The organism is Methylibium petroleiphilum PM1 (assembly GCF_000015725.1).
GTDB lineage: Bacteria > Pseudomonadota > Gammaproteobacteria > Burkholderiales > Burkholderiaceae_C > Methylibium > Methylibium petroleiphilum.
The window spans coordinates 2,729,203-2,755,168 of record NC_008825.1 but is presented as its reverse complement, the minus strand read 5'-3'; the positions used below and the strand labels follow the sequence as shown (position 1 = coordinate 2,755,168).

The 25,966-nt window shown below is 69.8% G+C and carries 27 protein-coding genes; 12 read left to right on the top strand and 15 right to left on the bottom strand.

The genetic code is table 11. The features are described from left to right. The first annotated feature begins 1 nt into the window (after nt 1). The 4 genes from MPE_RS13010 to MPE_RS12995 are packed head-to-tail and all read left to right on the top strand — an operon-like array spanning nt 2 to nt 3,846. Complete coding sequence (locus tag MPE_RS13010) at nt 2-1,849, top strand: aldehyde ferredoxin oxidoreductase family protein (protein WP_011830166.1); 1,848 nt, start codon at nt 2-4, stop codon at nt 1,847-1,849. Continuing rightward, a complete protein-coding gene (locus tag MPE_RS13005) occupies nt 1,846-3,264 on the top strand; it encodes an NAD(P)/FAD-dependent oxidoreductase (RefSeq protein ID WP_011830165.1) in 1,419 nt (472 codons plus the stop codon). Before MPE_RS13010 ends, MPE_RS13005 begins: the two co-directional genes overlap by 4 nt. Nucleotides 3,265-3,289: 25 nt before the next feature. Then, nucleotides 3,290-3,544 carry a sulfur carrier protein ThiS gene (gene thiS, locus MPE_RS13000; protein ID WP_011830164.1) on the top strand — a complete coding sequence of 85 codons (255 nt, stop codon included), beginning with the start codon at nt 3,290-3,292 and terminating at the stop codon, nt 3,542-3,544. After that, nucleotides 3,544-3,846, top strand: a complete 303-nt coding sequence (locus MPE_RS12995; protein WP_011830163.1) for a hypothetical protein — start codon at nt 3,544-3,546, stop codon at nt 3,844-3,846. Before thiS ends, MPE_RS12995 begins: the two co-directional genes overlap by 1 nt. A gap of 18 nt (nt 3,847-3,864) precedes the next feature. On the opposite strand, the gene MPE_RS12990 is transcribed toward MPE_RS12995, so the two are convergent. From MPE_RS12990 to MPE_RS12980, 3 genes are all read right to left on the bottom strand, one after another. Then, the gene (locus MPE_RS12990) at nt 3,865-5,298 is read right to left on the bottom strand and encodes an aldehyde dehydrogenase family protein (RefSeq protein WP_011830162.1); all 1,434 of its coding nucleotides are present in this window, start codon (nt 5,296-5,298) and stop codon (nt 3,865-3,867) included. 136 nt (nt 5,299-5,434) lie between these two features. Continuing rightward, the gene (locus MPE_RS12985; RefSeq protein ID WP_036234797.1) at nt 5,435-5,614 is read right to left on the bottom strand and encodes a hypothetical protein; all 180 of its coding nucleotides are present in this window, start codon (nt 5,612-5,614) and stop codon (nt 5,435-5,437) included. A gap of 8 nt (nt 5,615-5,622) precedes the next feature. Then, complete coding sequence (locus MPE_RS12980; RefSeq protein ID WP_011830161.1) at nt 5,623-6,399, bottom strand: sulfite exporter TauE/SafE family protein; 777 nt, start codon at nt 6,397-6,399, stop codon at nt 5,623-5,625. Nucleotides 6,400-6,443: 44 nt separating this feature from the next. On the opposite strand from MPE_RS12980, the gene MPE_RS12975 reads away from it, so the two are divergent. Then, nucleotides 6,444-7,373, top strand: coding sequence for a LysR family transcriptional regulator (locus MPE_RS12975; protein ID WP_011830160.1), 930 nt, complete (start codon nt 6,444-6,446; stop codon nt 7,371-7,373). Here the strand turns inward: MPE_RS12975 and MPE_RS12970 are convergent. From MPE_RS12970 to MPE_RS12960, 3 genes are read right to left on the bottom strand one after another with little or no spacing between them, the layout of a single operon-like run. Further along, nucleotides 7,370-8,365 (bottom strand): cytochrome d ubiquinol oxidase subunit II, encoded by a 996-nt coding sequence (locus MPE_RS12970; protein WP_011830159.1) that lies wholly within the window; start codon nt 8,363-8,365, stop codon nt 7,370-7,372. The two genes, MPE_RS12975 and MPE_RS12970, sit on opposite strands and share 4 nt — an antisense overlap. After that, nucleotides 8,362-9,744: a cytochrome ubiquinol oxidase subunit I gene (locus MPE_RS12965; RefSeq protein WP_011830158.1), complete on the bottom strand. Its 1,383-nt coding sequence runs from the start codon at nt 9,742-9,744 to the stop codon at nt 8,362-8,364. The genes MPE_RS12970 and MPE_RS12965 overlap by 4 nt, the downstream gene beginning before the upstream one ends. 34 nt (nt 9,745-9,778) lie before the next feature. Further along, on the bottom strand, nt 9,779-10,336 hold the full coding sequence (locus MPE_RS12960; protein ID WP_011830157.1) for a GbsR/MarR family transcriptional regulator: 558 nt from the start codon (nt 10,334-10,336) through the stop codon (nt 9,779-9,781). Between the two features lie 178 nt (nt 10,337-10,514). Between MPE_RS12960 and coaBC the strand changes: the two genes are divergently transcribed. Continuing rightward, the gene (coaBC, locus tag MPE_RS12955) at nt 10,515-11,759 is read left to right on the top strand and encodes a bifunctional phosphopantothenoylcysteine decarboxylase/phosphopantothenate--cysteine ligase CoaBC (RefSeq protein ID WP_011830156.1); all 1,245 of its coding nucleotides are present in this window, start codon (nt 10,515-10,517) and stop codon (nt 11,757-11,759) included. A gap of 4 nt (nt 11,760-11,763) precedes the next feature. After that, a complete protein-coding gene (gene dut, locus MPE_RS12950) occupies nt 11,764-12,213 on the top strand; it encodes a dUTP diphosphatase (protein ID WP_011830155.1) in 450 nt (149 codons plus the stop codon). Between the two features lie 33 nt (nt 12,214-12,246). On the opposite strand, the gene MPE_RS12945 is transcribed toward dut, so the two are convergent. Continuing rightward, on the bottom strand, nt 12,247-12,768 hold the full coding sequence (locus MPE_RS12945; protein ID WP_011830154.1) for an FKBP-type peptidyl-prolyl cis-trans isomerase: 522 nt from the start codon (nt 12,766-12,768) through the stop codon (nt 12,247-12,249). Nucleotides 12,769-12,793: 25 nt separating this feature from the next. Here MPE_RS12945 and MPE_RS12940 point away from each other — a divergent pair, with 25 nt between their 5' ends. The 3 genes from MPE_RS12940 (at nt 12,794) to MPE_RS12930 (ending at nt 14,907) form a co-directional block, all read left to right on the top strand. Further along, the gene (locus MPE_RS12940) at nt 12,794-13,942 is read left to right on the top strand and encodes a JmjC domain-containing protein (RefSeq protein ID WP_011830153.1); all 1,149 of its coding nucleotides are present in this window, start codon (nt 12,794-12,796) and stop codon (nt 13,940-13,942) included. Next, entirely contained in the window at nt 13,932-14,462 is a 531-nt protein-coding gene (locus MPE_RS12935; protein ID WP_011830152.1) for a hypothetical protein, read from the top strand. The genes MPE_RS12940 and MPE_RS12935 overlap by 11 nt, the downstream gene beginning before the upstream one ends. 142 nt (nt 14,463-14,604) lie before the next feature. Further along, nucleotides 14,605-14,907: a hypothetical protein gene (locus tag MPE_RS12930; RefSeq protein ID WP_036234836.1), complete on the top strand. Its 303-nt coding sequence runs from the start codon at nt 14,605-14,607 to the stop codon at nt 14,905-14,907. 103 nt (nt 14,908-15,010) lie between these two features. On the opposite strand, the gene MPE_RS12925 is transcribed toward MPE_RS12930, so the two are convergent. The 5 genes from MPE_RS12925 to MPE_RS12905 form a co-directional block, all read right to left on the bottom strand. Then, entirely contained in the window at nt 15,011-15,778 is a 768-nt protein-coding gene (locus MPE_RS12925) for an MBL fold metallo-hydrolase (protein ID WP_011830150.1), read from the bottom strand. A gap of 38 nt (nt 15,779-15,816) precedes the next feature. After that, nucleotides 15,817-16,986 carry an NlpB/DapX family lipoprotein gene (bamC, locus tag MPE_RS12920; RefSeq protein ID WP_011830149.1) on the bottom strand — a complete coding sequence of 390 codons (1,170 nt, stop codon included), beginning with the start codon at nt 16,984-16,986 and terminating at the stop codon, nt 15,817-15,819. Between the two features lie 106 nt (nt 16,987-17,092). Continuing rightward, on the bottom strand, nt 17,093-17,974 hold the full coding sequence (gene dapA / locus MPE_RS12915; protein ID WP_011830148.1) for a 4-hydroxy-tetrahydrodipicolinate synthase: 882 nt from the start codon (nt 17,972-17,974) through the stop codon (nt 17,093-17,095). 59 nt (nt 17,975-18,033) lie between these two features. Further along, a complete protein-coding gene (locus tag MPE_RS12910; protein ID WP_011830147.1) occupies nt 18,034-18,621 on the bottom strand; it encodes a class I SAM-dependent methyltransferase in 588 nt (195 codons plus the stop codon). A 152-nt stretch (nt 18,622-18,773) separates the two neighbouring features. Next, nucleotides 18,774-19,997, bottom strand: a complete 1,224-nt coding sequence (locus MPE_RS12905; protein WP_011830145.1) for an MFS transporter — start codon at nt 19,995-19,997, stop codon at nt 18,774-18,776. A gap of 153 nt (nt 19,998-20,150) precedes the next feature. Here MPE_RS12905 and MPE_RS12900 point away from each other — a divergent pair, with 153 nt between their 5' ends. Together MPE_RS12900 and parC are read left to right on the top strand one after the other, a co-directional pair. Next, nucleotides 20,151-22,130, top strand: a complete 1,980-nt coding sequence (locus tag MPE_RS12900) for a DNA topoisomerase IV subunit B (protein ID WP_011830144.1) — start codon at nt 20,151-20,153, stop codon at nt 22,128-22,130. 47 nt (nt 22,131-22,177) lie between these two features. Next, nucleotides 22,178-24,487 carry a DNA topoisomerase IV subunit A gene (gene parC, locus MPE_RS12895; RefSeq protein WP_011830143.1) on the top strand — a complete coding sequence of 770 codons (2,310 nt, stop codon included), beginning with the start codon at nt 22,178-22,180 and terminating at the stop codon, nt 24,485-24,487. Between the two features lie 27 nt (nt 24,488-24,514). Here the strand turns inward: parC and MPE_RS12890 are convergent, their stop codons facing one another. The 3 genes from MPE_RS12890 to MPE_RS12880 form a co-directional block, all read right to left on the bottom strand. Continuing rightward, nucleotides 24,515-24,862: a hypothetical protein gene (locus MPE_RS12890; protein WP_011830142.1), complete on the bottom strand. Its 348-nt coding sequence runs from the start codon at nt 24,860-24,862 to the stop codon at nt 24,515-24,517. 76 nt (nt 24,863-24,938) lie between these two features. After that, nucleotides 24,939-25,466 (bottom strand): disulfide bond formation protein B, encoded by a 528-nt coding sequence (locus tag MPE_RS12885; RefSeq protein ID WP_011830141.1) that lies wholly within the window; start codon nt 25,464-25,466, stop codon nt 24,939-24,941. Then, entirely contained in the window at nt 25,463-25,927 is a 465-nt protein-coding gene (locus tag MPE_RS12880; protein ID WP_011830140.1) for a RidA family protein, read from the bottom strand. The genes MPE_RS12885 and MPE_RS12880 overlap by 4 nt, the downstream gene beginning before the upstream one ends. Nucleotides 25,928-25,966 lie beyond the last annotated feature (39 nt).

The following is a 25,966-nucleotide window of genomic DNA, read 5'->3' as shown; positions in this document are numbered from 1 at the left end:
TATGTCTTGGGCTGGAAAGATCCTTCGCGTCAACCTCACCGCCGGCACCGTTTCCTCGGAGCCGCTGAACATGGAATGGGCGCGCGCCTACCTGGGCTCGCGCGGCCTGGCCACCAAGTACCTCGTCAGCGAGATCGACCCCAAGGTCGACCCGCTCGCGCCCGAGAACAAGATCATCTGGGCCACAGGCCCGCTGACCGGCACCATGGCCTCGACCGGCGGCCGCTACACCGTGGTGACCAAGGGCCCGCTGACCGGCGCGATCGCCTGCTCCAACTCGGGCGGCTACTGGGGCGCCGAGCTCAAGTTCTCCGGCTGGGACATGGTGATCTTCGAAGGCAAGTCGGCCAAGCCGGTCTACCTGTCGATCGAGGACGACAAGGCCGAGCTGCGTGACGCCTCCCACCTGTGGGGCAAGAGCGTCTGGCAGACCGAGGAGATCATCAAGAAGCAGCACCAGGACCCGCTGACCCGCGTGTCGAGCATCGGCCTGGCGGGCGAGAACGGCGTGCTGTACGCGGCGGTGGTGAACGACCTGCACCGTGCGGCCGGCCGCTCGGGCGTGGGCGCGGTGATGGGATCGAAGAACCTGAAGGCCATCGCGGTGCGTGGCACGAAGGGGGTCGGCAACGTCGCGAACCCGAAGGAATTCATGAAGGTGACCTTCGAGAAGAAGAAGATCCTCGCCGACAACGCCGTCACCGGCCAGGGCCTGCCGACCTACGGCACCCAGGTGCTGATGAACGTGATCAACGAGATCGGCGCCTCGCCGACGCGCAACCACCGCGACGTGCAGTTCGAGGGCGCCAAGGACATCTCCGCCGAGGCGATGGCCACGCCGCGCAAGACCGACGGCAAGAAGCCGCTGGTCACCAACCAGGCCTGCTTCGGCTGCACCATCGCCTGCGGGCGCATCCAGAAGATCGACCAGAGCCACTTCTCGGTCGAGAACAAGCCGCAGTACTGGGGCGCCTCCGGCGGCCTGGAGTACGAGGCGGCCTGGGCGCTGGGCAACGCCAACGGCGTGAACGACCTCGACGCGCTGCAGTACGCCAACGTGCTGTGCAACGAGCAGGGCATGGACCCGATCTCCTTCGGCGCGACCATCGGCGCGGTGATGGAGCTCTACGAGATGGGCGTGCTGACCAAGGAGCAGCTCGGCACCGACGCCCCGTTCGGCTCGGCGCGCGCCCTGGTGCACTTTGCCGAGATGACCGCGCAGGGCGTGGGCTTCGGCAAGGAGATCGGCCTGGGCTCGGCGCGGCTGACCGCGAAGTACGGTCACCCCGACCTGAGCATGAGCGTCAAGGGCCAGGAATTCCCGGCCTACGACAGCCGCGGCATCCAGGGCATGGGCCTCGCGTATGCCACCTCCAACCGTGGCGCCTGCCACCTGCGTGGCTACACGGTCGCCTCGGAAGTGCTGGGCATCCCGGTCAAGACCGACCCGCTGGTGGCCGAGGGCAAGCCGGAGCTGGTGAAGGCCTTCCAGGACGCCACCGCCGCCTTCGACTCGGCCGGCATCTGCATCTTCACCAGTTTCGCCTGGGGCCTGGCCGACGTGCAGCCGCAGGTCGCGGCGGCCTGTGGCGAGGAGTTCACGCTGGAGAAGCTGAACGAGATCGGCGAGCGCGTGTGGAACATGGAGCGCGACTTCAACAACCAGGCCGGCTTCACCGCGAAGGACGACACGCTGCCCAAGCGCCTGCTGACCGAACCGGCGAAGACCGGTCCGGCCAAGGGCCTGGTGAACAAGCTGCCGGAAATGCTGCCGCAGTACTACGAGGTGCGCGGCTGGGACGCCGGCGGCCAGCTCAAGCCCGAGACACGCGCACGCCTGGGCCTATGAGACACGTGATCCTCGGCGCCGGCCCGGCCGGCGTCATCGCGGCCGAGACGCTGCGCAAGCACGCGCCGTACGACAGCATCACGATCGTCGGCGACGAGCCGGAGCCGCCGTATTCGCGCATGGCGATTCCCTACCTGCTGATCGGCAAGGTGGGCGAAGACGGCACCTACCTGCGGCGCGACGCGGACCAGTTCCGCAAGCTCAACATCGCGGTGCTGCGCCAGCGTGCGACCCACGTCGACGCCGCGCGGCGCACCGTGACGCTGGACAACGGCAGCATCCTCGGCTTCGACAAGCTGCTGATCGCCACCGGCTCCAAGCCGGTGCGTCCGCCGATCCCCGGCATGGACCTGCCGGGCGTGCAGCCGTGCTGGACGCTGGAGAACGCGCGCCACATCGCCGAGCTGGCGCAGCCAGGCGCCAAGGTGCTGCAGATGGGCGCCGGCTTCATCGGCTGCATCATCATGGAAGCGCTCGCGCTGCGCGGCGTGGAGCTGACCGTCGTGGAGATGGGCGACCGCATGGTGCCGCGCATGATGGGGCCGGCCGCCGGCAACATGATCAAGGCCTGGTGCGAGAAGAAGGGCGTGCGCGTGTTCACCGGCACCCGCGTCGAGGCGATCGAGGCGGCGAAGTCCACCGTGGCTTCGCCGTCGGCGGTGGCCCCGGCCTCGGCCGAGGGGGGCTTCATCGCCCGCGCCGCGGCGATGCTCGGCCTCGGCGGCAAGAACCCGGCACCGCCCGCGCCCGACTGGCGCGAAACGGCACCGGCGCCGCGCGGCAGCGCGATGAGCGTGCGGCTGTCGAACGGGCAGACGGTGGAGGCCGACCTGGTGATCAGCGCTACCGGCGTGAAGCCCAATGTCGCCTTCCTGAAGGACTCGGGCATCGAGTGCGGCCAGGGCGTGCTGGCCGACGAGCGCCTGCAGACCAATGTGCCGGGCATCTACACCGCCGGCGACTGCGCCGAGGCCTTCGACCTGGCGACGAAGACGCGCGTCATCAGCGCGATCCAGCCCAACGCCGCCGACCAGGCCTACGTGGCCGCGATGAACATGCTCGAACGCGGCGCGGTGCTCAAGCGCGTGCCGCAGATCAACGTGCTCGACACGCTGGGCCTCATTTCGGCCAGCTTCGGCGACTGGCAGGGCGTGCCCGGCGGCCAGCAGGCGGAGCTCACCGACAGTGAGGGCTTCAAGCTCCTCAGCCTGCAGTTCGACGCCGACCGGCTGGTCGGCTGCAACAGCATCGGCTGGACCGAACATGTGGGCGTGATGCGAGGGCTGGTGGAGGGCCGCGTGAGGCTGGGCGAGTGGAAGGAGAAGCTGATCGCCGACCCGACGCGCCTGACCGAGGCCTACATTGCCCAGGGGCAGGCGCAGGCGCGCTGGGCCCAGGCCGGCGCGCACGTGTGAGCCGGTTCCGGGCGATGATCGCCGCATGAAGATCAGCTTCAAGCTCTACGCCACGCTCACCGACTACCTGCCTGCCGAGGCCCGCAGCGGCAACCGGGTGGAGCTCGACATCGCGCCGTCGGCGACCATCGCGGACGTGATCGCGCCCTACGGCCTGCCGATGAAGCTGGTGCACCTGGTGCTCGTCAACGGCCACTACGTGGCGCCCGAGGACCGCGCCGCGCGCACCTTCCAGGAAGGCGACGTGCTGGCGATCTGGCCGCCGATCGCCGGCGGCTGATGCAGACGCACTATCCACCGCGCTTCGAGCGCGAGATGGGCTGCACCGAGGCCGAATGGCTGGGCTGGCTGCCGGGCGCCTGCGGTGCGCAGACCGCCGATCGCGCGGCGCAGGGGCAGGCCCGCGTGGACATCGGTGCGGGTCGGCTCGAGCTGCGCTGGGCGCCGCTGCCGGACCGACAGATCGCGTTGATGCGCCTGCCGCGGCTGGCGGTGCAGTTCAGCTTCACCGACGTCGACGAGGCCGACCGGCAGCGCTTCATGCGCTACTTCGACCTCTTCATGCAGCGCGGCGGCGGCTAGCCGCCCGCGCCGCACGCTTCAGGCCGCCTTGGGTGCGTAGCCGAGCACGGCCTTCACCTCGAGGAACTCGCCGAAGGCGTGGTCGCCCCACTCGCGGCCGTTGCCGGACTGCTTGAAGCCGCCGAACGGCGCCTTGAAGTCCAGCGGCACGCTGTTGATGTTCACCTGGCCGGCGCGCAGGCGCGAAGCCACCTTGCGCGTGGCTTCCGGGTCGGTGCCCGACACGTAGGCCGCCAGGCCGTAGGGCGTGTCGTTGCCGATCTCGACCGCCTGGTCCACCGTGTCGTAGCCCAGGATGGTCAGCACCGGGCCGAAGATCTCCTCGCGCGCCACCGTCATCTGGTTGTTCACGTGACCCAGCACCGTGGGCTTCACGTAGTAGCCGGTCTCCAGGCCCTTGGGCTTGCCCGGGCCGCCGGCCACCACCGTGGCGCCTTCCTCGATGCCCTTGTGGATCAGCGTCTGGATCTTGTCCCACTGCGTGGCCGAGATCACCGGGCCGAGGGCGGCGCCGCTGGCCGGGTCGCCCACCGTGGTGGCCTCGGCGGCCTCCTTGGCGATGGCCAGCGCCTCGTCGAGGCGCGCGTTCGGCACCAGCATGCGGGTGGGCGCGTTGCACGACTGGCCCGAGTTGAGCATCACGCCCTGCACGCCGGCGGTGATGGCGTGCTTGAAGTCGGCGTCGGGAAGGATGATGTTGGGCGACTTGCCGCCCAGCTCCTGGTGCACCCGCTTCACGGTCGGCGCGGCATTGCGCGCCACTTCGACACCGGCGCGCGTGGAGCCGGTGAACGAGACCATGTCGACGTCGGGGTGGCTCGACAGCGCCGCGCCCACCGTCGGGCCATCGCCGTTGACGAGGTTGAACACGCCGGCCGGCACGCCGGCGGCGTGCAGGATCTCGGTCCACAGGTAGGCCGAGAACGGCGCGATCTCGGACGGCTTGAGCACCATGGTGCAGCCCACCGCGAGCGCCGGCGCCACCTTGCAGGCGATCTGGTTGACCGGCCAGTTCCACGGCGTGATGAAGCCGCACACGCCGATCGGCTCCTTCACCATCAGTGTGGTGTCGCGCAGTTCCTGGAACTTGTAGTTCTTCAGCACGTCGAGCGCGATCTGCAGGTGGGCGATGCCCATCGCCGCCTGGGCGTCCTTCGACAGCGCGACCGGCGCGCCCATCTCCTCGGTGATGGCGGCAGCCATGTCGGCGTAGCGCTTCTTGTACTCGACGATGATGCGTTCAAGCAGCGAGGCGCGCTCGGCCACGCTGGTCTGCGAGTAGCTCGCGAAGGCCTTGCGCGCGGCCTTCACGGCACGGTCCACGTCGGCAGCCGTGCCCATGGAGATGCGACCCGCCGAGGCTTCGGTGGCCGGGTTGACGACGTCGAGGCTCTTCGCCTTGACCGGGTCGACCCAGTGGCCGTCGATGTAGAACTTGAGGTAGTCGCGCATGCGGGCTTGCTCCAGGAAGGGAAGAAAGAACACCGGGAGGCGGCGGCGCGCCCCGATGACCAGGGCGCGATGTTCAAAGAACCGTGAACTGCCGTAGCCACCCGCGCGGGTAGTTTTTGTGACGCGAGTTCGCGGGTCATCCCGGTGCTGCAGGATGGGCCGGGTCGTCGGTGCGGCCCGCCGCAGCCTCGGGCCGCGGCGGCGGACGGACCATCGCGGCGCGCGCCTCGTCCAGCAACTCCAGCAGTTCGAGCGCCAGCCGGTAGGCCTGCTCCAGGGCCTCGGCCCGCGCTTGTTCATCGCCGTGCGTCGGCATCGCGGGGCCTAGTTCGTGCGGCCCAGCAGGGCGGCGCCGAGCAGCACGAACATGCCGTAGAGCGCGCGCTGGAAAGTGGGCGCCGGCAGGCGCCGTCGCAGCCGGGTGCCGACCCACAGGCCGGCGAACGCGGCGAGCAGCGCCACGCCACAGTCCGTCGCATCCGGCGTGGCGGCCTGCGGGGCCGCCTGCCACAGCACCAGGCCCAGCGCGACGGTGGCCAGCGTGAAGCTGAGGCCCAGGGCCTGGACCAGTTCGTCGCGGTCCATCCGCAGCGACTGCAGGTAGGGCACCAGCGGCAGCACGAACACGCCGGTGGCCGCGGTCAGCAGGCCCGACACGGCGCCGGCCAGTGCGCCCAGCCAGTCCTCGTGCCGCGGCGCAGGGCGCGGCAGCGCAGGCCGGAGCAGGCCCCACGCGCCATACAGCAGCAGCACGGCGCCGAGCGCGAGGTGCGGCCCGCGCCCCGCGCTGGCGAGGTCGGGCAGGGGGCTGAAGACGGTGAAGAGCAGCAGGCCGGCCCACACCGGCCAGAGCCGGCGGCACAGCGCGCGCCAGCTCGGGCCGGCGCACTGCGCCAGGTTCGTGGCAAGCGAGGGCCACACCATCAGGGCGGCCGCGGCAGCCGGCGGCATCACCAGCCCCAGCAGCGCCATCGAGACAGTGGGCAGGCCCATGCCCGACACGCCCTTGACCGCGCCCGCCAGCGCGAAGATGGCGCCGAGAGTGGCGAGCCGTTCGATGTCCATGCCGGCATGGTCGCGGCGCGGCCTCGGGGCGTCCATCGCGCACTGGCGCAGCTATCCTTCGGCAACCGCGAAGGATGACGATGCCCCAGTCCCGCCCCCTCGCTCGCCCGCGCGGCGCTGCCGGCTTCCGCATCGACCCGTTCGACCTGCGCCTGTTCGGCGCGGTCGCCGAGGCCGGCTCGATCACCGCGGGCGCGCGCGAGATGCACCTGTCGCTGTCGGCGGCGAGCACGCGGCTGCAGAACCTCGAGCACGCCCTCGGCGCGGCGCTGCTCGTGCGGTCGAAGCAGGGCGTGGTGCCGACCGATGCGGGCCGCACGCTGCGCCGGCATGCCGGGCGGCTGCAGCGCGACATGGAGGCCCTGCACGCCGAGATGTCGGCCCACGCCCACGGGGTGCGCAGCAGCGTGCGGGTGTTGTGCAACACGGCGGCGATGACCGAATACCTGCCGGCGCTGCTGGGGCGCTTTCTGGTCACCCATCCGGACATCGACGTCGACCTGCGCGAACTCGGCAGTCCGGACGTGCTGCGGACGATGCGGCAGGAGCACGCCGACATCGGCATCGTGGCGGACTACGTCGACACCGAAGGCTTGAACACGCGCGTGTTCCGCGAGGATCGCCTGGTGGTCCTGCAACCGGCGCAGGGCAGCAGGGCGGGGCGGCGTGCGCTGCGTTTCGCCGATGTGATCGACCAGCCCTTCGTCGGCCTGCCCGCCGAGAGCGGGCTCAGCCGATTCCTGCAGGCTCAGGCGCTGCGCCAGGGGCGTGGGCTGCACCACCGCGTGCGGGTGCGCAGCCTGGACGCGGTGGCCGCGCTGGTGGCCGACGGCGCCGGCATCGCCGTGGTGCCGGCCGTGGCCGCCGCGCGGCTGGCGAGCGCACGCATCACGGTGCGGCCGCTGGCGGATGCCTGGGCGACGCGCCGGCTGCTGCTGTGCACCGCCGTCGATACCGAACCGGGCGCCGGCGCGGCCGCGCTGTTGCGCTTTCTCTCGGAAGCGTCCTAGCCGTAGCGCAGCTCGGTGGCCTTGCCCCAGAACACGCGGTAGGAGAACACGGTGTAGGCCGCGATCGCCGGCACCGAGATGCACACGCCGATCAGGATGACCTTCAGCGCCGCCGGGCTGCTGGCGGCCTGCCAGATCGTCAGCTGGTCGATCACGACGAAGGGATAGATGCTGTAGGCCAGCCCGAGGAAGCCGAACACGAACACCGCGATCAGCAGCACGAAGGGCAGCCAGCACAGTTCCTTGCGGACGATGGGCCGGTCGAGCACCAGGCGGGCGGCCACCAGCGCGATGGCGGTGGTGAGCGGAATGGCCGACAGCGCGATGATGGCCGGCAGCTCGAACCAGCGCTGGCGCACGGTGGCGCTGATCCACGGCGTGGACAGCGAGATCAGCACCATGCCGACCACCACCGGCCACCACGCGAGCTTGGCCCAGCGGATGGCCTTGCGTTGCAGCTCACCCTCGGTCTTCATGATCAGCCAGGCCGCGCCGAGCAGGACATAGGCCGCCGGCAGCGCGAGCGCGATCGCGGCGGCGAACACCGGGTAGTTCCAGCCCGAGCCGAAGCCGCTGATGTAGCGCCCGAGCATCCAGCCCTGCGACATCGAGGCCAGCAGCGAGCCGGCGAAGAACAGCCGGTCCCAGGTGGCCTTGTGCACGTCCTTGGCCTTGACACGGAAGTCGAAGGCCACGCCGCGCAGCATCAGGCCGATCAGCATCAGCGTGACCGGCAGGTAGAGCTGCGTGAGCACCAGGCCGTGCGCCTTGGGGAAGGCGATCAGCAGGATGCCGATGCCCAGCACCAGCCAGGTCTCGTTGGCGTCCCAGAACGGGCCGATCGAGGCGATCAGCACGTCCTTCTCGGTGGCATTGGCGCGCGGCATCAGCAGGCCGACACCGAGGTCGTAGCCATCGCTGATGACGTAGACGAGCATCGAGATGCCCATCAACGCCATGAAGATCAGTGGCAGCGATTGATCGAACGTCATGTGGCACTCCCCTTCGCCAGTGCGGCCGCGGCGCGGCCTTCGGCGCGTTCCAGCGCATCGGGCTCGATCACGTCCTCGGGCTTCTCGGCCATGTACTTGAGAACGCTGACGTAGGCCACGATCAGCGCAAGGTAGAGCGTCACGTACATCGCGAGGCTGAGCGCGATCATCGAGGACGGCACGGTGGTCGCCGCCACGTCGGCGGTGCGCAGCAGGCCGTAGACGATGAAGGGCTGGCGGCCGATCTCGGTCACGTACCAGCCGGCCACGGTGGCGACCCAGCCCGAGAAGCTCATGCCCGCCAGCACCCACAGCAGGCCGCGCGACAGGCGCTGCGGCGCCCAGCCGACGCGGCGGCCCATCCACCAGCCGACCCAGCTCACCAGCAGCATCAGCACGCCCATGCCGACCATCACGCGGAAGGCGAAGAACAGCGGCGCGGCCGGAGGGTGGGCATCGGGGAAGTCGTTCAGGCCCTTGATCTCGCCGTCGGCGTCGTGGGTGAGGACCAGGCTCGCCATCTTGGGGATCGCGATCTCGAAGTGGTTGGTGCGGGCCTTGTCGTCGGGCACCGCGAACAGCAGCAGCGGCGCGCCGCGCTCGGTCTCCCACACCCCCTCCATCGCCGCGATCTTCTGCGGCTGGTGCTTCAGGGTGTTGAGGCCGTGCAGGTCGCCGACGAAGATCTGCACCGGGATCAGCAGCGCCGCGACGGTGAGCCCGACGCGCATCACCTTGGGTGCCGAGCGCTCGGCCTGGCCGCGCAGCAGCTGCCAGGCGCTCAGCCCGGCCATCAGGAAGGCACAGGTCAGGCCCGAGGCCAGCAGCATGTGCGTGAAGCGGTAGGGGAAGGACGGGTTGAACAGCACCTCGGCCCAGCTCTTGACGTGGAACACGCCGTCGATCACTTCATGGCCGGCGGGCGTCTGCATCCAGGAGTTCAGCGCGAGGATCCAGAACGCGCTGACGGTGGTGCCGAAGGCGACGAAGAAGCTGGCCATCATGTGGATGCGCTCGCTGACGCGGCCGTGGCCGAACAGCATGACGCCCAGGAAGCCGGCCTCGAGGAAGAAGGCAGTCAGCACCTCGTAGCCGAGCAGCGGGCCAGCCACGTTGCCGGCCTTCTCCATGAAGCCCGGCCAGTTGGTGCCGAACTGGAAGCTCATGGTGATGCCGCTCACCACGCCGAGCGCGAAGCTCAGCGCGAACACCTTGGTCCAGAAGCGGTAGGCGGCAAGCCAGGCGCCGTCGTGCGTGCGCAGCCAGCGCCAGCGGAAGAACATCAGCAGCCAGCCCAGCGCGATGGTGATCGTGGGGAACAGGATGTGGAAGGTGATGTTGGCGGCGAACTGCGCGCGCGCGAGGATCAGCGGGTCCATGCAGTCGGTCCTTTCAGATCAGGGGCGATGCGGCTTAGGCGGCAGGCGCGCCGGGCTTCGCCTTGCGGGCGAATTCCAGCAGCCGTTGAACTTTAGAGCCCATCTTCATTAGCTGGGAGAGGGTTTTCGCATCGAGCTTCTGGACGTCGTCGAACCAGGTGCTCATCAGCTCGATCAGCTCGTGCATGCCGCGCAGGCGCTGCTGCGCGATGCGGTCGGCCTCGCTGGTGGGTGTCTCGAGCAGCGCACTGCGCAGCATCGTCAGGGTGGGTTCGATCTCGCGGCGCCGGCGCTCCTCGGCGAGCGTGCGGAAGATCTCCCAGGCGTCGGTCGGGGCCTCGAAGTACTCGCGCCGGTCACCGGGCAGGTGGCGCAGCCGGACCAGCCGCCAGGCCTGCAGTTCCTTCAGCCCCATGCTGACGTTCGAGCGCGAGAACTCCAGCTGCTCGGCGATGTCGTCCGCATTCAGCGGCGTCGGCGACACGAAGATCAGCGCGTAGATCTGTCCCACCGTGCGGTTGATGCCCCAGCGACTGCCCATCTCGCCGAAGTGCGAGACGAAACTGTGGACGAGAGGGGAGAGCGAGCTCATGCAGTGGATGCGGAACGTGCCCGGATTCTAGTTGAATTTTCAGTAATTACTGAAAATTCAGATTGAACCGAAAGGGGTGGCGAGCATGTACCCGTGCGGGAGCGGCGGCGCCGGGCGGCCGCGATAATCGCGCCCATCCGGCGGCTCGACGAGCGGCCTCGACGACGAAAGCCTCACGATGACCGATCGCCCCGAGCCTGGCGGTGACCTCGCGAACCGGCGCCTCGTGCTGGGACTGAGCGGGGGCGTGGCCTGCTACAAGGTGGCCGAGCTGCTGCGCTTGCTGGTCAAGGCCGGCGCCAGCGTGCGGGTGGTGATGACCGATGCGGCGCAGCAGTTCATCACGCCGGTGACGATGCAGGCACTGTCGGGCCAGCCGGTGCTGACCAGCCAGTGGGACGCCGGCGAGCCGAACAACATGGCGCACATCAACCTCACGCGCGACGCCGACGCGGTGATCGTCGCGCCGGCGAGTGCCGACCTGATGGCGAAACTGGCCCAGGGCCGGGCCGACGAACTGCTGAGCCTGCTGTGCCTGGCGCGCCCCATCGCCCGCTGCCCGCTGCTGCTGGCGCCGGCCATGAACCGCGAAATGTGGTCGCACCCGGCCACCCAGCGCAACCTGGCGCAGCTGCGGGCCGATGGCGCGACGGTGCTTGGGCCGGCGAGTGGCGACCAGGCCTGTGGCGAGGTCGGCGACGGCCGCATGCTCGAGGCCGCAGAGCTGTTCGAGGACATCGTGGCGCAGCTCGCGCCCAAGCCGCTGGCCGGTGAGCGCGTGCTGATCACCGCCGGGCCGACCTTCGAGGCGATCGACCCGGTGCGCGGGCTCACCAACCGCTCCAGCGGCAAGATGGGGTTCGCGCTGGCGCGGGCCGCCCGCGAGGCCGGTGCCGAGGTCACGCTGGTGGCTGGCCCGGTGCACCTGCCCACGCCGCGCGGCGTGCGGCGCATCGACGTGCAGAGCGCCGAGCAGATGCTCGCCGCCGTGCTGCCGCTGGCGGCGACGCACGGCATCTTCGTCGCCACCGCCGCGGTTGCCGACTGGCGACCGGCGCGGCTGGCCGAGCACAAGATCAAGAAGGACGGCAAGAAGCAGGCGCCGAGCTTCGAGCTGACCGAGAACACCGACATCCTCGCGACCGTGGCCGCGCTGCCGAACCCGCCCTTCTGCGTCGGCTTCGCGGCCGAGAGCGAGCAGCTTGCCGTGCACGCGCGTGCCAAGCTCGAACGCAAGAAGCTGCCGCTGGTGGTGGGCAACCTCGGGCCGGCCACCTTCGGCCGCGACGACAACGCGCTGCTGCTGGTCGACGCACGGGGCGAACAGCCGCTGCCGGCCGACGGCGGCACGGCCGACAAGCTCACGCTGGCGCGCGCGCTGGTGGCGGAGATCGCGCGGCGCCGTGCCACCTTGAACACCTGAACCCATGACGACGATCGACGTGAAAGTGCTGGACCCGCGCATGGCGGACCAGCTGCCCGCCTATGCCACCCCGGGCAGTGCCGGCCTCGACCTGCGCGCCTGCCTCGACGCGCCGCTGTTGCTCGAGCCCGGTCAGACGCAGCTGATCCCGACCGGCCTGTCCATCCACATCGGTGACCCGGGCCTGGCCGCGGTGATCCTGCCGCGCTCCGGCCTGGGCCACAAGCACGGGATCGTGCTCGGCAACCTGGTCGGCCTGATCGACTCCGACTACCAGGGCCCGTTGATGGTGAGTTGCTGGAACCGCGGGCTGGCGGCCTTCACGGTGCAGCCGCTCGAACGCATCGCGCAACTGGTGATCGTGCCGGTGGTGCAGGCGAGCTTCCGGGTCGTCGACGACTTCGGCGCCTCGGAGCGCGGCGAGGGCGGTTTCGGCTCGACCGGCCAGCGCTGACCGGGCCCGGCCCGCGCGCGCCGTGCCGCCGCGTCAGTGCAGCTGGGGCGAGGGCGGTACCGCGCTCAGCACCGAGAGTGCCGAGGTCGAGACCGAGCGGTGCTCGATCTCCTCTTCGCTGGCCGCGCGCACGTCGCGCACCTTCAGCGCAAGGACCAGCGCGATGCCGGCCAGCGGGTGGTTGCCGTCGAGCACCACGTGGCTGTCGTAGACCTCGGTGATCGTGTAGACGGTGTCGAGCGGGAGGTCGCGCGTGGTCGCGCCTTCGGGCGGTCCGTCGAATTGCATGCCGGCCTCGATGTGCTCCGGAAAGACGCTGCGTTCCTCGAAGAACACCAGGTCGGCGTCGTAGTCACCGAAGGCGTGCTCGGGCTCCAGGTGCAGCGTGGCCTCGAAGCCCTCGGACTGGCCGACGATCGATTCCTCCACCTTGGAGAGCAGATCGTCGCCGCCGACGAAGAACTCCACCGGCTCGGCCAGTTCGTCGATCAACTGGCCGTGTGCATCTTCGAGCCGCCAGGTCAGGCTGACGACGCAGGGGGGCGTGATTTGCATGAAAGGATGATCGCACAATGAGGCCATGTCCCTGCTGCCTGCCATCGACACGCCGACGCCCTTGCTGGGTGCCCTGAGCCCCCGCCGTTTCATGCGCCGCCACTGGCAGAAGCGGCCGCTGCTGATCCGCCAGGCACTGCCTGGCGTGCGCCCCCCGCTGGACCGCGGCGCGCTGTTCGCACTGGCCGGCAGCGAGGATGTCGAGTCGCGCCTGATCGTGCGGCAGCGCGATCGCTGGACCTTGCGTTCCGGGCCGCTGCCGCGCCGGGCGCTGCCGCCCGTTTCTCAGGCCGGCTGGACGTTGCTGGTGCAAGGCCTGGACCTGCACGTGCCGGCGGCGCGCGACCTGCTGTCGATGTTCCGCTTCGTGCCCGAGGCGCGGCTCGACGACCTGATGCTGTCGTGGGCCAGCGATGGCGGCGGGGTCGGCCCGCATGTCGACTCCTACGACGTGTTCCTGCTGCAGGTGCAGGGTCGTCGTCGCTGGCGCATCGCGCCGCCGGGCGATGACACGCTGCGGCCGGATCTGCCGCTGAAGATCCTGGCGCACTTCGAGCCGCAGCAGGAGTGGCTGCTCGAACCCGGCGACATGCTCTACCTGCCTCCCGGCTGGGGGCACGACGGGGTGGCCGATGGCGAGTGCATGACCGCATCGATCGGCTTCCGGGCCCCGGCGCGCGGCGAACTGGCGCGCGAGGTGCTGGCTCGGCTGCTCGAGCGCGAGGACGACGCGCCGCGCGTGCTGTACCGCGACGCGGCCCAGCCCGCGACCGACGCGCCGGGGCGCATCCCCGAGGAGCTGCAGCGCTTCGCGGTCGACGCGGTGTCGCGTGCACTGCGTGATCCGCGGGCGCTGCAGGCGGCGCTCGGCGAGGCGCTCACCGAGCCGAAGCCGCGCGTCTGGTTCGCGCCGCCAGCGGAGGTGCGGTCGGTCGACGCAGGCGTGCGCCTGGATCCGCGCACGCGCATGATGTACGACGCGGCCCATGTGTTCGTGAATGGCGAATCCTGGCGCGCCGCGGGGCGTGATGCCGCTCTGATGCGCCGGCTCGCCGACCGCCGTGCGTTGTCGACACGCGAATTGGAGCGGGCCAGCGAGCCTGCACGGGAGTTGCTGACGCAGTGGGCCGAAGACGGCTGGCTGCAGGTCGTGGGAGATGAGGATGGCTGCTGAACCGACCGATACACCGCAGGAGGGCGCTTCGGCGCCCGCCGGCGGCACCCAGGTGATCGACACGCGCGAGGGCTTCGGCCAGGCCGTGCTGTCCGCGCTGGACGAGTGCGCGGAGGCCGGCGCACGGCATCTCTGGCTGTGCGATCGGGACTTCGCCCGGTGGCCGCTCGGGCAGCCGGCGGTGATCGAGGCGCTGACACGCTGGGCCAGTTCGCGACGCCAGCTGACCGTGCTGGCCGCCGGTTACGATGGCTTCGCGCAGCGTTTCCCGCGCTGGGTGCATTGGCGCCGGCAGTGGTCGCACATCGTCCAGTGCCTGGCAGTCCACGAGGAAGTGGCCGACAAACTGCCGACGCTGCTGTTCGCACCGGAACGCGTGGCCGTCCGCTTGCACGATGGCGAGCGCTACCGGGGCCGGGTCTACCGCGAGACCGCGGATCTGGTGTCCTGTCGAGAACTCGTTGAGGCGCTTTCGCAACGAGCCGACGAAAGCTTCCCTGTCACGACCTTGGGTCTATGAGGGTATGCACCATGTTCGGGATACACTGTTGGGCTAGGCATGGGGCTGCTCGAGCGGCCCTGGTCTTTGTCAGGAACTCGACGTTGTTCGGCGGGTTCCGCCACACCGGTGTTATTTGAACCCTTCGTTTGAGGACCTCATGATGAAAAAATCGCTCCTGCTTGCCACGCTGATCGCTGCTGCCGCCCTCGCTGCTTGCGGCAAGAAGGAAGAAGTCGCGACCGCCGTCGACGCTGCGGCGTCGGCGACCGCGCAGGCCGCTTCGGCCGCCACTGACGCGGCTTCGGCTGCGGCAGGTGCTGCGGCTGACGCTGCGTCGTCGGCTGCCACCGCTGCGACCGACGCAGCCGCTTCGGCCGCCGCCGGTGCCGCCGCGGGCGCTGCGGATGCGGCTTCGGCTGCCGGTGCTGCTGCTTCGGCCGCCATCGACGCTGCCACGAAGTAAATGCAGGCAGGAGGGCGACAGGGCGCTGGTCCCGGTCGCTCCGCGCTTCAGGAAGCCGCCCCTCGGGGCGGCTTTTTTTCGTCCGGCGGCCGCGCGAAGCGGCTCAGGCCAGGTCCAGCCAGTCGAAACCCCGGCGCGCGCTGGCCACCACGATGTCGGCGGCGTCGGTGCCGACCGCCCCGGCCAATGCGGCGGCAGCCAGATCCGGACGGTTGTTCTGTTCGCTCAGATGGGCTGCCACCACATGGCGCAACCCGGCATGTCGGCAGGCGGCCAGCACCTCGGCGGCGGTGTCGTTCGCCAAATGGCCCAGGCGCCCGCCGACACGGGCCTTCAACGAGGCGGGGTAGCTCGAGTTCGCCAGCAGGTCCCGGTCGTGATTGCACTCCAGCAGCAGTGCGTCGCAGTCCTGCAATGCACCCAGAAGGTGCGCCGTGATCGAGCCGGCATCGGTGAGCACGCCCAACCGGCGCTGGCCATCGGTGCAGCTCAGTTGCAACGGCTCGGCGGCGTCGTGAGGCACGGTGTAGGGCGACAGTTCGAGATCCCCCACCGCGACGGGAGCCCCATCGCTCACGAAGTGCAGCAGGTCGTCGTCGAGTTCGGGGGCGCCGATCGCGCGCCAGGTGCCGCGGCTCATCCACAGCGGCAGGCGGTGGCGCCGGGCCAGGCTCAGCGCGCAGCCGACGTGGTCACCATGCTCGTGGGTGATGAACAGGGCCGTGAGGCCGGGCGGGTCGAGGCCGAGGCGGCCGAGCCGCAGCGACAGCTCCTTCTGCGTGAAGCCGCAGTCGATCAGCAGGCGGGTCGCGCCGGCCTCCACCAGCGTGGCATTGCCGGTACTGCCGCTGCCGAGGCTGCAAAAGCGCATGGCAGCGACCGCAGTCTCCGCCGTTCAGGCCGTTATCGCTACTTCAGGTCGGTCGCCAGCAGTTCCAGGATGCGCTGCGCGGCATCACCCGTCTCGGAGCCGCCCTGGTTGTTCAGCACCGTCACCAGCGTTGAATCCGCCTGGCTCTTCACCGCGATGCGGTAGCGCGCCAGGCCACCTTGTGCCGCCGCGTCCTTCTTGCCGCCACCGAACAGCTTGCTGAAGAAGCCGGGCTCATCCTTGGCAGCCTGCGCCTGGTCGATGTAGCGCACGTAGTACAGGCCCTGGGCGCGGTCGCGATCCTCGACCGTGAAGCCGCTGCGGTCCAGTGCCAGGCCGACACGCCGCCAGGCGCGGTCGAAGCCCTCGTCGACCTGCAGTCCAGTGCCGGCGCCGGCCAGCAGTCGCGCACGGGCGGCGGGCGGCACCGGGGCGGCCGAGGCGGCCGCCGCAGCGGCTTCCGCGGCCTTGGCCTGCTCTTCCTTGGCGCCGAGCTTGAGCATCAGGCGCGACAGCATCACCGCCTCGAGATCGGGGTCGGCCGGGCGGGGCTGCCATACCGTGGAGTCCTTGCGCTCGCTGGTGTAGACCTCGACCATGCCGCGGTGGCTGATGTAGATCTCGGTGCCACCCTCGGGCGTGCGCTCCAGACGGGTGCGGAAGCGGTCCCGCTCGCCGGTGTCGTAGACCGAATCGAACACCTTGCCGATCGTGCCGCGGATGATGTCCTGCGGCAGCTTGGCGCGGTTCTCGGCCCAGTTGGTTTCCATCAGCCCGGTGTCGCGCTGCTCGAGATCGAGCTGGAAGCCGCGCTCCTGCCAGAAGGCCTGCAGTTGAGGCCACAGCTGCTCGGGTGTCTGGCGAGTGGCCAGCCAGCGCTGGCTGCCGGCGCGCTCGAGGCGGACATCGCCGACCACGCTGGGCGCGACGCTCGCGGCCGTGCCGGCGGCGGTGGGCGCCGAACTGTTGGGCGAAGGCGTCTGCAGCGTCGATGCGCTGATCGTGCCGCTGGCCGTCTGGTAGCGCTGGTCGGGGGAGAGCTGGGTGAGGTCGGGCGGGATCTCGAGCGAGACCGATTTCGCTCCCTTGGTCTTGTAGTCGACCTTGTCGCCTTCCAGCGCATTGTTGATCGTGCAGGCCGACAGGCCGGACGCCACCGCGATCAGCAGCAGGCGGGCAGGAACGTTGAATCGACTTTGAAAACTCACGGGAGGCTTCTCCGGGGATCGGGCTGGGCAGGCCGCCGGTGCGGCGGGGCAGGGGAGCGCAAGGCGTCGTGGGTGAAGCAGCGGTACCGTTCCGGGGGCCGAAGCGTCACAGCAGGCCGGCGTCGCGCAGCGACTGCTCGACCACCGGCTGCAGCGCTGCACTCAGCGGCGTCAGCGGCAGGCGCAGTGCGCCGCCGCAGCGGCCCATGCGCTGCAGCGCCCACTTCACCGGAATCGGATTGGGTTCGCAGAACAACTGCTTGTGCAGCGGCAACAGCGCCAGGTGGATCTTGGCGGCGCGCTTCGCGTCACCGGCCATCGCCGCGACGCACAGCTCGTGCATCGCACGCGGCGCAACGTTGGCCGTCACGCTGACGTTGCCATGGCCACCCAGCAGCATCAGCGCCACCGCGGTCGGGTCGTCGCCGGAGTAGATGGAGAAGCCCTTCGGTGCCTGCTTGATCAGCCAGCATGCGCGCTCGATGTTGCCGGTGGCTTCCTTCAGGCCGACGATGCCGGGCACCTGGGCCAGACGCAGCACTGTCTCGGGCAGCATATCGGCCACGGTACGGCCGGGCACGTTGTAGAGCACCACCGGGATGTCCACCGCTTCGGCGATGCTGCGGAAGTGCTGGTACTGGCCTTCCTGCGTGGGCTTGTTGTAGTAGGGCACGACCTGCAGCGTGCAGTCGGCGCCGACCTGCTTGGCGTAGCGGCTGAGCTCGATGGCTTCGCGCGTGGAGTTCGCGCCGGCTCCGGCCATCACCGGCACGCGTCCGGCGACATGCTCGACCGCCACGCGGATGATCTCGCAGTGCTCTTCGGGCGCGACCGTCGGCGATTCGCCGGTGGTGCCGACCACGCCGATGCAGTCGGTGCCTTCGGCAATGTGCCAGTCGATCAGGCGACGCAGAGAGGGGTAGTCGACGCTACCGTCCTCGTGCATCGGCGTGACGAGCGCGACGATGCTGCCAACGATGGGTTTCATGGGGAGTCCTCTGAATCCCGGGATTTTAGCCAGCCGCGGCAACGAGGCTGACGCGGTGGCTACAAGGGATAACGCGGTGGCTGGTCCGAGGCCGACGCGCCGGGCTCGGCCTCCCGCACGGCGGCGATGCGCTGCACGAAGCGCAGCGGTGACTCCAGCGTGCCGTCCTCGTAGCCCAGCACGCGCCAGCCGGCACCGGCGCCGCGCACCGCGTCGAGCAGCTCGCCCGGGCGCAGCAGGAAGTCGGGGTTCGACGGCTTGCCGACGGTCTGGTTGCCGATCGCGAAGGTTTCGTAGATCAGGCGGCCGTTGGCGGCCACGCAGGCGAGGATCGTGGGCAGCAGCGGTCGCCACAGGTAATGGGTGACGATCACCACGTCGAAGCTGCGGCCCTCCAGCGGCCACGGACCGGACTCGATGTCGGCGGTGATCAGCTCGGCCTGCGGGCAGGCGGATGCCAGATCCGCGAGGGCCGCCGCGTCGCGGTCCACGCCGGTGAGGCGCTGCCCTTGGACCGTGAGCCAGCGCAGGTGTCGGCCGGAACCGCAGGCCAGGTCGAGCACGCGCTGGCCGGCCGGGAGCGTGCGCGTCCAGCGTTCCAACCAGGGCGACACCGCCAGCCCACCGTGCAGCGCGGTCGAACCCATGCTAGAAGCAGCTCCATACGCGGTTGGCCAGGTCGACCATCAGGTCGGGCTGCAGGTAGGCCAGGAACACCGCACCCAGGGCGGCAGCGGACACGGCCCAGATCAGGAGTCGCTTGCAGGAGAGGGCTCTCATCGCCGTGGCGCCCCGCGTGTCATGCCGGCGCCGGGACGCCGCCGCGCACGATCGCGGTCTCCCGCACCGGCAGGTTGATCAGCGCGGCGAACACGCCGAGCGCGACCGCGATCCACCACACCACGTCGTAGCTGCCGGTCGCGTCGTAGAGCTTGCCGCCCAGCCACACACCGAGGAAGCTGCCGATCTGGTGGGCCAGGAAGACGAAGCCGCCCAGCATCGAGAAGTGCTTGACGCCGAAGATCTGCGCGACCACGGCATTGGTGGTCGGCACCGTCGACAGCCACAGCAGCCCCATCGCGATCGAGAACGCGTAGACCGAGGCGGGCGTCAACGGCAGCAGCAGAAAGGCGATGATGGCCACCGAGCGCAACGCGTAGATGCTCGCCAGGATGTGGCGCTTGGCCAGCCGCTGGCCCAGCACGCCGGCCGCGTAGGTGCCGAACACATTGAACAGGCCGATCAGCGCCAGCGCCGTCGTCGCCACCTGCGGCGACAGGCCGTGGTCCTTCAGGTAGCTCGGCATGTGTACGCCGATGAAGACCACCTGGAAGCCGCAGACGAAGTAGCCCGCCATCAGCAGCTGGAAGCTGCGGTAGCCGAAGGCCTCGCGAACGGCCTCGCCGATGCTCTGCTGCCTGCCGGCGGGTGGGGCGAGTTTCGGCTCCTTCAAGCCGAAGGCCAGCGGCACGATGGCCAGTGCCGCGCAACCCAGCAGGATCAGGGCTTCCTGCCAGCCGAAGGCCGAGATCAGGCCGCTTTCCACCGGCACCATCAGGAACTGGCCGAACGAGCCGGCCGCAGCCGTGATGCCCATCGCCCACGAGCGCTTCTCGGGGGCGACGTTGCGACCGATCACGCCATAGACGATGGCGTAGGTGCAGCCGGCCTGGGCCATGCCGATCATCAGCCCGGCACTGCCGTGAAAGGCCAGACCTGACGTGGCCAGCGCCATCAGCACCAGCCCGCCGGCGTAGAGCACGGAACCGGCCACCAGCACCTTGAAGGCGCCGTAGCGGTCGGCCAGCATGCCGGCGAACGGACCGACCAGGCCCCAGCTCAGGTTCTGGATCGCCAGCGCGAGGCCGAAGGTCTCCCGGGACCAGCCGCGGTCCATCGTGATCGGCTGTAGCCACAGCCCGAAGCCGTGGCGGATGCCCATCGACAGCGTGACGATGGCGGCGCCGCACAGCAGCACCTGGGTCATCGAAAGCGTGTGCGGAGCGCGGGTCGGCGAGGTCATCGACCGATTGTCACGATTTTCACGTTCCGACGTTTGTCACCGGCGTTGGCCGTCTGCCGTGGAGATGCCCTGCGCAGGCGGCGGAGCGGGTGGGGGCAGTGTGGTAAGCCCGCGCGCCGGTGCACGCGCGGCGGCTCCCTAGAATCTTCGCCCATGGCAACCAAATCTTCTTCGCCGGGCCGTTACGGCGAATCGTCCATCCGCGTGCTCAAGGGTCTGGAGCCGGTGAAGCAGCGGCCGGGCATGTACACCCGCACCGACAACCCGCTGCACATCGTGCAGGAAGTGATCGACAACGCCGCCGACGAGGCGCTCGCCGGGCACGGCCAGCGCATCGCGGTGACGCTGCATGCCGACGGCTCGGTCAGCGTCGACGACGACGGCCGCGGCATCCCCTTCGGCCTGCACCCCGAGGAGCAGGTGCCGGTGGTCGAGATCGTGTTCACGCGGCTGCACGCTGGCGGCAAGTTCGACAAGGGCGCGGGCGGTGCCTACAGCTTCTCCGGCGGCCTGCACGGTGTGGGCGTCAGCGTGACCAATGCGCTGTCGACGCGACTGCAGGTCGAGGTGTTCCGTGAGGGCAAGGTCGCGGCACTGGCCTTCTCCGGCGGCGACGTGATCGAGCCGGTCGCCTCGCGCAAGGCCGGTGCCGCAGACCGCCGGCAGGGCACCAGCGTGCGGGTCTGGCCAGACCCGAAGTACTTCGAGAGCGCCGAGCTACCGAGGAACGAACTGGTGCACCTGCTGCGCAGCAAGGCGGTGCTGATGCCGGGCGTGAGCGTGACGCTCACGCACGAGAAGAGCGGCGAGGTGCAGACCTGGCGCTACGAAGGCGGGCTGCGCGACTACCTGATGCAGACGCTGCAGGCGGACCCGGTGATTCCCCTGTTCGAGGGCGCGCACTATGCCGAGGAAGGCGAGACCGAGAATTTCGCCGAGGGCGAGGGTGCGGCCTGGTGCGTGGCCTTCACCGAGGACGGTCAGGCGGTGCGCGAAAGCTACGTGAACCTGATCCCCACGGTGGCCGGCGGTACGCATGAGTCGGGCCTGAAGGATGGCCTGTTCCAGGCCGTCAAGGGCTTCATCGAGCTGCACGCGCTTTGCCCGAAGGGCGTGAAGCTGATGCCCGACGACGTGTTCTCGCGCGCCAGCTTCGTGCTGAGCGCCAAGGTGCTCGACCCGCAGTTCCAGGGGCAGACCAAGGAGCGACTCAACTCGCGCGATGCGCTGCGGCTGGTGTCCACCTACGTGAAACCGGCCTTCGAGCTGTGGCTGAGCCAGCACGTCGAGCATGGCCGCAAGCTGGCCGAGCTGGTGATCCGCCAGGCCCAGGCGCGCCAGCGCGCCGGGCAGAAGGTCGAGAAGCGCAAGGGCTCCGGCGTGGCGGTGCTGCCTGGTAAGCTGACCGACTGCGAGAGCCGCGACCTCGCGCTCAACGAACTCTTCCTCGTCGAAGGCGACTCGGCTGGAGGCAGCGCCAAGATGGGCCGCGACAAGGAGACCCAGGCCATCCTGCCGCTGCGCGGCAAGGTGCTCAATTCCTGGGAGGTCGAGCGCGATCGTCTGTTCGCCAACAACGAGATCCACGACATCTCGGTGGCGATCGGCGTCGATCCTCACGGCGCCGCCGACGAGCCCGACCTCTCGGGCCTGCGCTACGGCAAGATCTGCATCCTGAGCGACGCCGACGTCGACGGCTCGCACATCCAGGTGCTGCTGCTGACGCTGTTCTTCCGGCACTTCCCGAAACTGATCGAGCGCGGCCACATCTGCATCGCCAAGCCGCCGCTGTTCCGTGTGGACGCGCCGGCGCGCGGCAAGAAGCCGGCGGCGAAGCTCTATGCGCTGGACGAGGGCGAGCTCACCGCCATCCTCGACAAGCTGCGCAAGGAAGGTGCCCGCGAAACCAGCTGGACCATCAGCCGCTTCAAGGGCCTGGGCGAGATGAATGCCGAGCAGCTGTGGGACACCACGCTCAACCCCGACACGCGCCGCCTGCTCCCAGTGAGCTGGGGCCTGCTGGACTTCGGCCAGACCGAGGGCTCGTTCAACAAGCTGATGGGCAAGGGCGAGGCCGCGTCGCGGCGCGAGCTGATGGAACTGCACGGCGATGCGGTCGAGGTGGATGTGTGAGGGGTCGCACCCTGCGGGTCTGACGACGGCTCACGATCGAGAACGAGATGAATCAACTGGAACTGAATGCTGCCGGCGGCGACAACGGCGATGCCATCACGCTCGCCCACTATGCCGAGCGGGCCTACCTCGAGTACGCGCTGAGCGTCGTCAAAGGCCGCGCGCTGCCCGACGTGTGCGACGGCCAGAAGCCGGTGCAACGTCGCATCCTGTACGCGATGGAGCGGCTGGGCCTGGCCTTCACCACCGCCGGCGGCCCCAAGGCGATGAAGAGCGCGCGCGTGGTCGGCGACGTGCTGGGCCGCTACCACCCGCACGGCGACACCGCGGCCTACGACGCGCTGGTGCGGATGGCGCAGGACTTCTCGCAGCGCTATCCGCTGATCGACGGCCAGGGCAACTTCGGCTCGCGCGACGGTGACGGCGCGGCGGCGATGCGCTACACCGAAGCGCGTCTCGCGCCGATCACGCGGCTGCTGCTCGACGAGATCGACGAGGGCACGGTCGACTTCATCCCCAACTACGACGGCTCCACGCAGGAGCCGAAGCAGTTGCCCGCGCGCCTGCCCTTCGTGCTGCTGAACGGCGCGAGCGGCATCGCGGTGGGCCTGGCGACCGAGATCCCCAGCCACAACCTGCGCGAGGTGGCCGCCGCCGCGGTGGCGCTGATCAAGCAGGAAAAGCTGTCCGACGACGAGCTGTTCGCCTTGCTGCCCGGCCCCGACTACCCGGGCGGCGGCCAGATCATCAGCGCCGAGGCCGACATCCGCGACGCCTATCGCAGCGGCCGCGGTTCGCTGAAGGTGCGGGCGAAATGGAAGATCGAGGATCTGGCGCGCGGTCAATGGAACCTCGTGGTCACCGAACTGCCGCCCGGCACCAGCGCGCAGAAGGTGCTGGAGGAGATCGAGGAGCTGACCAACCCCAAGGTCAAGGCCGGCAAGAAGGCACTGAGCGCCGAGCAGACCCAGCTCAAGACCACCGTGCTCGCGGTGCTGGACGCGGTGCGCGACGAATCCGGCAAGGAAGCCGCGGTGCGTCTGGTGTTCGAGCCCAAGAGCCGCACCGTCGAGCAGCAGGAGCTGATCAACGTGCTGCTGGCGCACACCAGCCTGGAGACCTCGGCGTCGATCAACCTGACGATGGTGGGGGCCGACGGCCGGCCGACGCAGAAGTCGATGCGTCAGATGCTGACCGAGTGGATCGGTTTCCGGCTCGAGACGGTGCAGCGCCGCACCCGCCACCGTCTTGGCAAGGTGCTGGACCGCATCCACATCCTCGAAGGCCGGCAGCTTGTGTTGCTGAACATCGACGAGGTGATCCGCATCATCCGCAATGCCGATGAGCCCAAGCCGGCGCTGATCGAGCGCTTCCGGCTCAGCGACCGGCAGGCCGAGGACATCCTCGAGATCCGGCTGCGCCAATTGGCGCGGCTGGAAGCCATCAAGATCGAGCAGGAGCTGAAGAGCCTGCGCGAGGAGCAGGGTCGGCTCGAGGAGATTCTCAACAGCCCGGCCGCGCTGAAGCGCACGGTCGTGAAGGAGATCGAGGCCGATGCCAAGACGCACGGCGACGAACGCCGCACGCTGATCCAGGCCGAGAAGAAGGCGGTCGCCGAGGTCAAGGTGGTCGACGAGCCGGTCACGGTGGTCATCAGCAGCAAGGGCTGGGTGCGCGCGCGCCAGGGTCATGGCCACGACGCCGCGGCCTTTGCCTTCAAGGCCGGCGACACGCTCTACGGCACCTTCGAGTGCCGCACCGTCGACACTTTGCTGGTGTTCGGATCGAACGGGCGCGTGTACTCGGTCGCCGTCAGCGGCCTGCCCGGCGCGCGTGGCGACGGGCAGCCGATCACGTCGATGATCGAGCTCGAATCGGGCACCCAGCCGCAGCACTACTTCGCCGGCCCGGCCGACGCGACGCTGCTGCTCGCCAACACCGGCGGCTACGGTCTGCTGGCGAAGGCCGGCGACCTGCAGTCGCGCCAGCGCGGCGGCAAGGGCTTCCTCACGCTGGCCGAGGGCGAGAAGCCGTTGCCGCCCAGCCGTGCCGATGCCGCGGGGCAGATCGCCTGCCTCAGCCTCGGCGGTCGCCTGCTGGTGTTCGCGCTCGATGATCTGAAGCTGCAGCCCAAGGGCGGCCGCGGCCTGACGCTGATGGACCTGGAGGCCAAGGACGCTCTGGTGAGCGTCGCTGCCTTCGACAAGACCCTGCGCGTGCTGGGCAGCGGCCGTGGCGGCAAGGCCAAGGACGAGACGCTCGGCGCGGCGGCGGTGGCCGTCTACAAGGGTGCGCGGGCGCGCAAGGGCAAGCCGGCCGACATCGGCTTCAAACCGACCTGGCTGCTGCGCGCCTGAGCGGTTGCCGGCGGCTGCCGGCGCCGATCACTTGCCGCGTGCGGCCCGACGCGGTCTGGCCGGGGTGGGGGTCGGCGTCGCGGGGCGCTTGCGCGCCACGCTGCGGCCCTGCGGCGTTGCGGAGGTCGATGCCACTCGCATCGGCATCGCGGAGAGCGGGCTCGGCGGCACGACGGGCCGCGCGGGCACGACCCCCGGCAGGGCGGGCCAAGCGAGGCGCCAGTAGCGCCACCAGGCCTCGGTCGCCTCGGCGGCCTGCTGCCACAGCACGCGCTGTGACTCGGCGAGCGCCTGAGGTGTCCACAGCGCGGCGTCGCGCGTGGGCGACGGCACGCTGTCGCCGTCGGGAAACCAGAAGCGATGCCAGGGGGTCATGGCCGATCTCCTACGGCGCAGCACTGCGCCTCGGCGACCAGCATAGTCCCCGCGCGTGACCGGGTCTTGACCGGGATCAGGCGCGCAGCCTGCGGTGCCACAGCAGCAACGCCGCCGTGAGCCCGATCAGCGCGAACAACAGGCCGCTCCACACCTCGAAGGGCTGGCCCAGCAACCGGGCGGATGCCGCCTCGGCGCAGGTGGCCGTCACCTGGAACAGCCAGGGCACGGCAGTCTCGAGGCCGGTCGCGCTCAGGAAGCGATCCGCGAGCGTGAAGGCGCAGCTGCTGTCCTTGGCCGCGACCTGGTGCTGGAACACGGCCGATGCGATGCCACCGACCGACAGCGCGAGGACCAGTCCGCTCGTCACCACCGTCACCGCACACACCGGTGCGGCCCAGCCGATCAGTGCGACCACGGCGATCGCCAGGTAGAGCACACGCTGGAAGATGCACCAGGGGCAGGGCAGCATGCCGAACACGTGCTGCGCGACCAGCGCGCCGCCGACCGCGGTGATGCAGGCCAGCGCCACCAGCGCGAGCACGCCGCGCGGCAGCCGGTGGAACACGCTGGCGTGGTGCAGGCGCGCGGTCGCAACGCTCACGCAGCCACCTCGGCGATCAGTTCGATCTCGACGCAGGCGCCCAACGGCAGTTGCGCCACGCCGAAGGCGCTGCGGGCGTGGGCGCCGCGGTCGGCACCGAACACCTCGCCGATCAGCTCGGAGGCGCCATTGGTCACCAGATGGTGCTCGGTGTAGGTGGGCGAGCTGTTCACCAGGCTCATGAGCTTGACGATGCGCAGCACGCGCTCCAGGTCGCCGCCGACCGCGGCGTTCAGCGTACCCAACAGGTCGATCGCGACGGCCCTCGCGGCGGCCTTGCCGGTGTCGGTGTTCATGTCGGTGCCGAGTTGCCCGACGTGCGGCTTGCCGTCGCGCTTGGCGATGTGGCCGGACAGGAACACCAGGTTGCCGCTGCGCACGAAGGGCACGTAGGCGGCGGCCGGCACGGCGACCGGCGGCAGCACGATGCCGAGGTCTTTGAGGCGTTGCTGGATCGACATGAGGGAGGCTCCTTTTCGCGGGCGACGATCCTACCGCGC

Bases quoted from the DNA above. Each gene is read 5' to 3' on its own strand.
- MPE_RS12965 (WP_011830158.1), bottom strand. From the start codon at position 9,744: ATGGACCCGCTGATCCTCGCGCGCGCGCAGTTCGCCGCCAACATCACC.
- parC (WP_011830143.1), top strand. From the start codon at position 22,178: ATGAATCAACTGGAACTGAATGCTGCCGGCGGCGACAACGGCGATGCC.
- MPE_RS12910 (WP_011830147.1), bottom strand. From the start codon at position 18,621: ATGGGTTCGACCGCGCTGCACGGTGGGCTGGCGGTGTCGCCCTGGTTG.
- MPE_RS12980 (WP_011830161.1), bottom strand. From the start codon at position 6,399: ATGGACGCCCCGAGGCCGCGCCGCGACCATGCCGGCATGGACATCGAA.
- MPE_RS12940 (WP_011830153.1), top strand. From the start codon at position 12,794: ATGTCCCTGCTGCCTGCCATCGACACGCCGACGCCCTTGCTGGGTGCC.
- MPE_RS12960 (WP_011830157.1), bottom strand. From the start codon at position 10,336: ATGAGCTCGCTCTCCCCTCTCGTCCACAGTTTCGTCTCGCACTTCGGC.
- MPE_RS12890 (WP_011830142.1), bottom strand. From the start codon at position 24,862: ATGACCCCCTGGCATCGCTTCTGGTTTCCCGACGGCGACAGCGTGCCG.
- MPE_RS13005 (WP_011830165.1), top strand. From the start codon at position 1,846: ATGAGACACGTGATCCTCGGCGCCGGCCCGGCCGGCGTCATCGCGGCC.
- MPE_RS12905 (WP_011830145.1), bottom strand. From the start codon at position 19,997: ATGACCTCGCCGACCCGCGCTCCGCACACGCTTTCGATGACCCAGGTG.
- MPE_RS12935 (WP_011830152.1), top strand. From the start codon at position 13,932: ATGGCTGCTGAACCGACCGATACACCGCAGGAGGGCGCTTCGGCGCCC.
- MPE_RS12970 (WP_011830159.1), bottom strand. From the start codon at position 8,365: ATGACGTTCGATCAATCGCTGCCACTGATCTTCATGGCGTTGATGGGC.
- MPE_RS12975 (WP_011830160.1), top strand. From the start codon at position 6,444: ATGCCCCAGTCCCGCCCCCTCGCTCGCCCGCGCGGCGCTGCCGGCTTC.
- dut (WP_011830155.1), top strand. From the start codon at position 11,764: ATGACGACGATCGACGTGAAAGTGCTGGACCCGCGCATGGCGGACCAG.
- MPE_RS12995 (WP_011830163.1), top strand. From the start codon at position 3,544: ATGCAGACGCACTATCCACCGCGCTTCGAGCGCGAGATGGGCTGCACC.
- dapA (WP_011830148.1), bottom strand. From the start codon at position 17,974: ATGAAACCCATCGTTGGCAGCATCGTCGCGCTCGTCACGCCGATGCAC.
- MPE_RS12880 (WP_011830140.1), bottom strand. From the start codon at position 25,927: ATGTCGATCCAGCAACGCCTCAAAGACCTCGGCATCGTGCTGCCGCCG.
- MPE_RS12945 (WP_011830154.1), bottom strand. From the start codon at position 12,768: ATGCAAATCACGCCCCCCTGCGTCGTCAGCCTGACCTGGCGGCTCGAA.
- MPE_RS12985 (WP_036234797.1), bottom strand. From the start codon at position 5,614: ATGCCGACGCACGGCGATGAACAAGCGCGGGCCGAGGCCCTGGAGCAG.
- MPE_RS12925 (WP_011830150.1), bottom strand. From the start codon at position 15,778: ATGCGCTTTTGCAGCCTCGGCAGCGGCAGTACCGGCAATGCCACGCTG.
- MPE_RS12930 (WP_036234836.1), top strand. From the start codon at position 14,605: ATGAAAAAATCGCTCCTGCTTGCCACGCTGATCGCTGCTGCCGCCCTC.
- MPE_RS12990 (WP_011830162.1), bottom strand. From the start codon at position 5,298: ATGCGCGACTACCTCAAGTTCTACATCGACGGCCACTGGGTCGACCCG.
- MPE_RS13010 (WP_011830166.1), top strand. From the start codon at position 2: ATGTCTTGGGCTGGAAAGATCCTTCGCGTCAACCTCACCGCCGGCACC.
- coaBC (WP_011830156.1), top strand. From the start codon at position 10,515: ATGACCGATCGCCCCGAGCCTGGCGGTGACCTCGCGAACCGGCGCCTC.
- MPE_RS12900 (WP_011830144.1), top strand. From the start codon at position 20,151: ATGGCAACCAAATCTTCTTCGCCGGGCCGTTACGGCGAATCGTCCATC.
- thiS (WP_011830164.1), top strand. From the start codon at position 3,290: ATGAAGATCAGCTTCAAGCTCTACGCCACGCTCACCGACTACCTGCCT.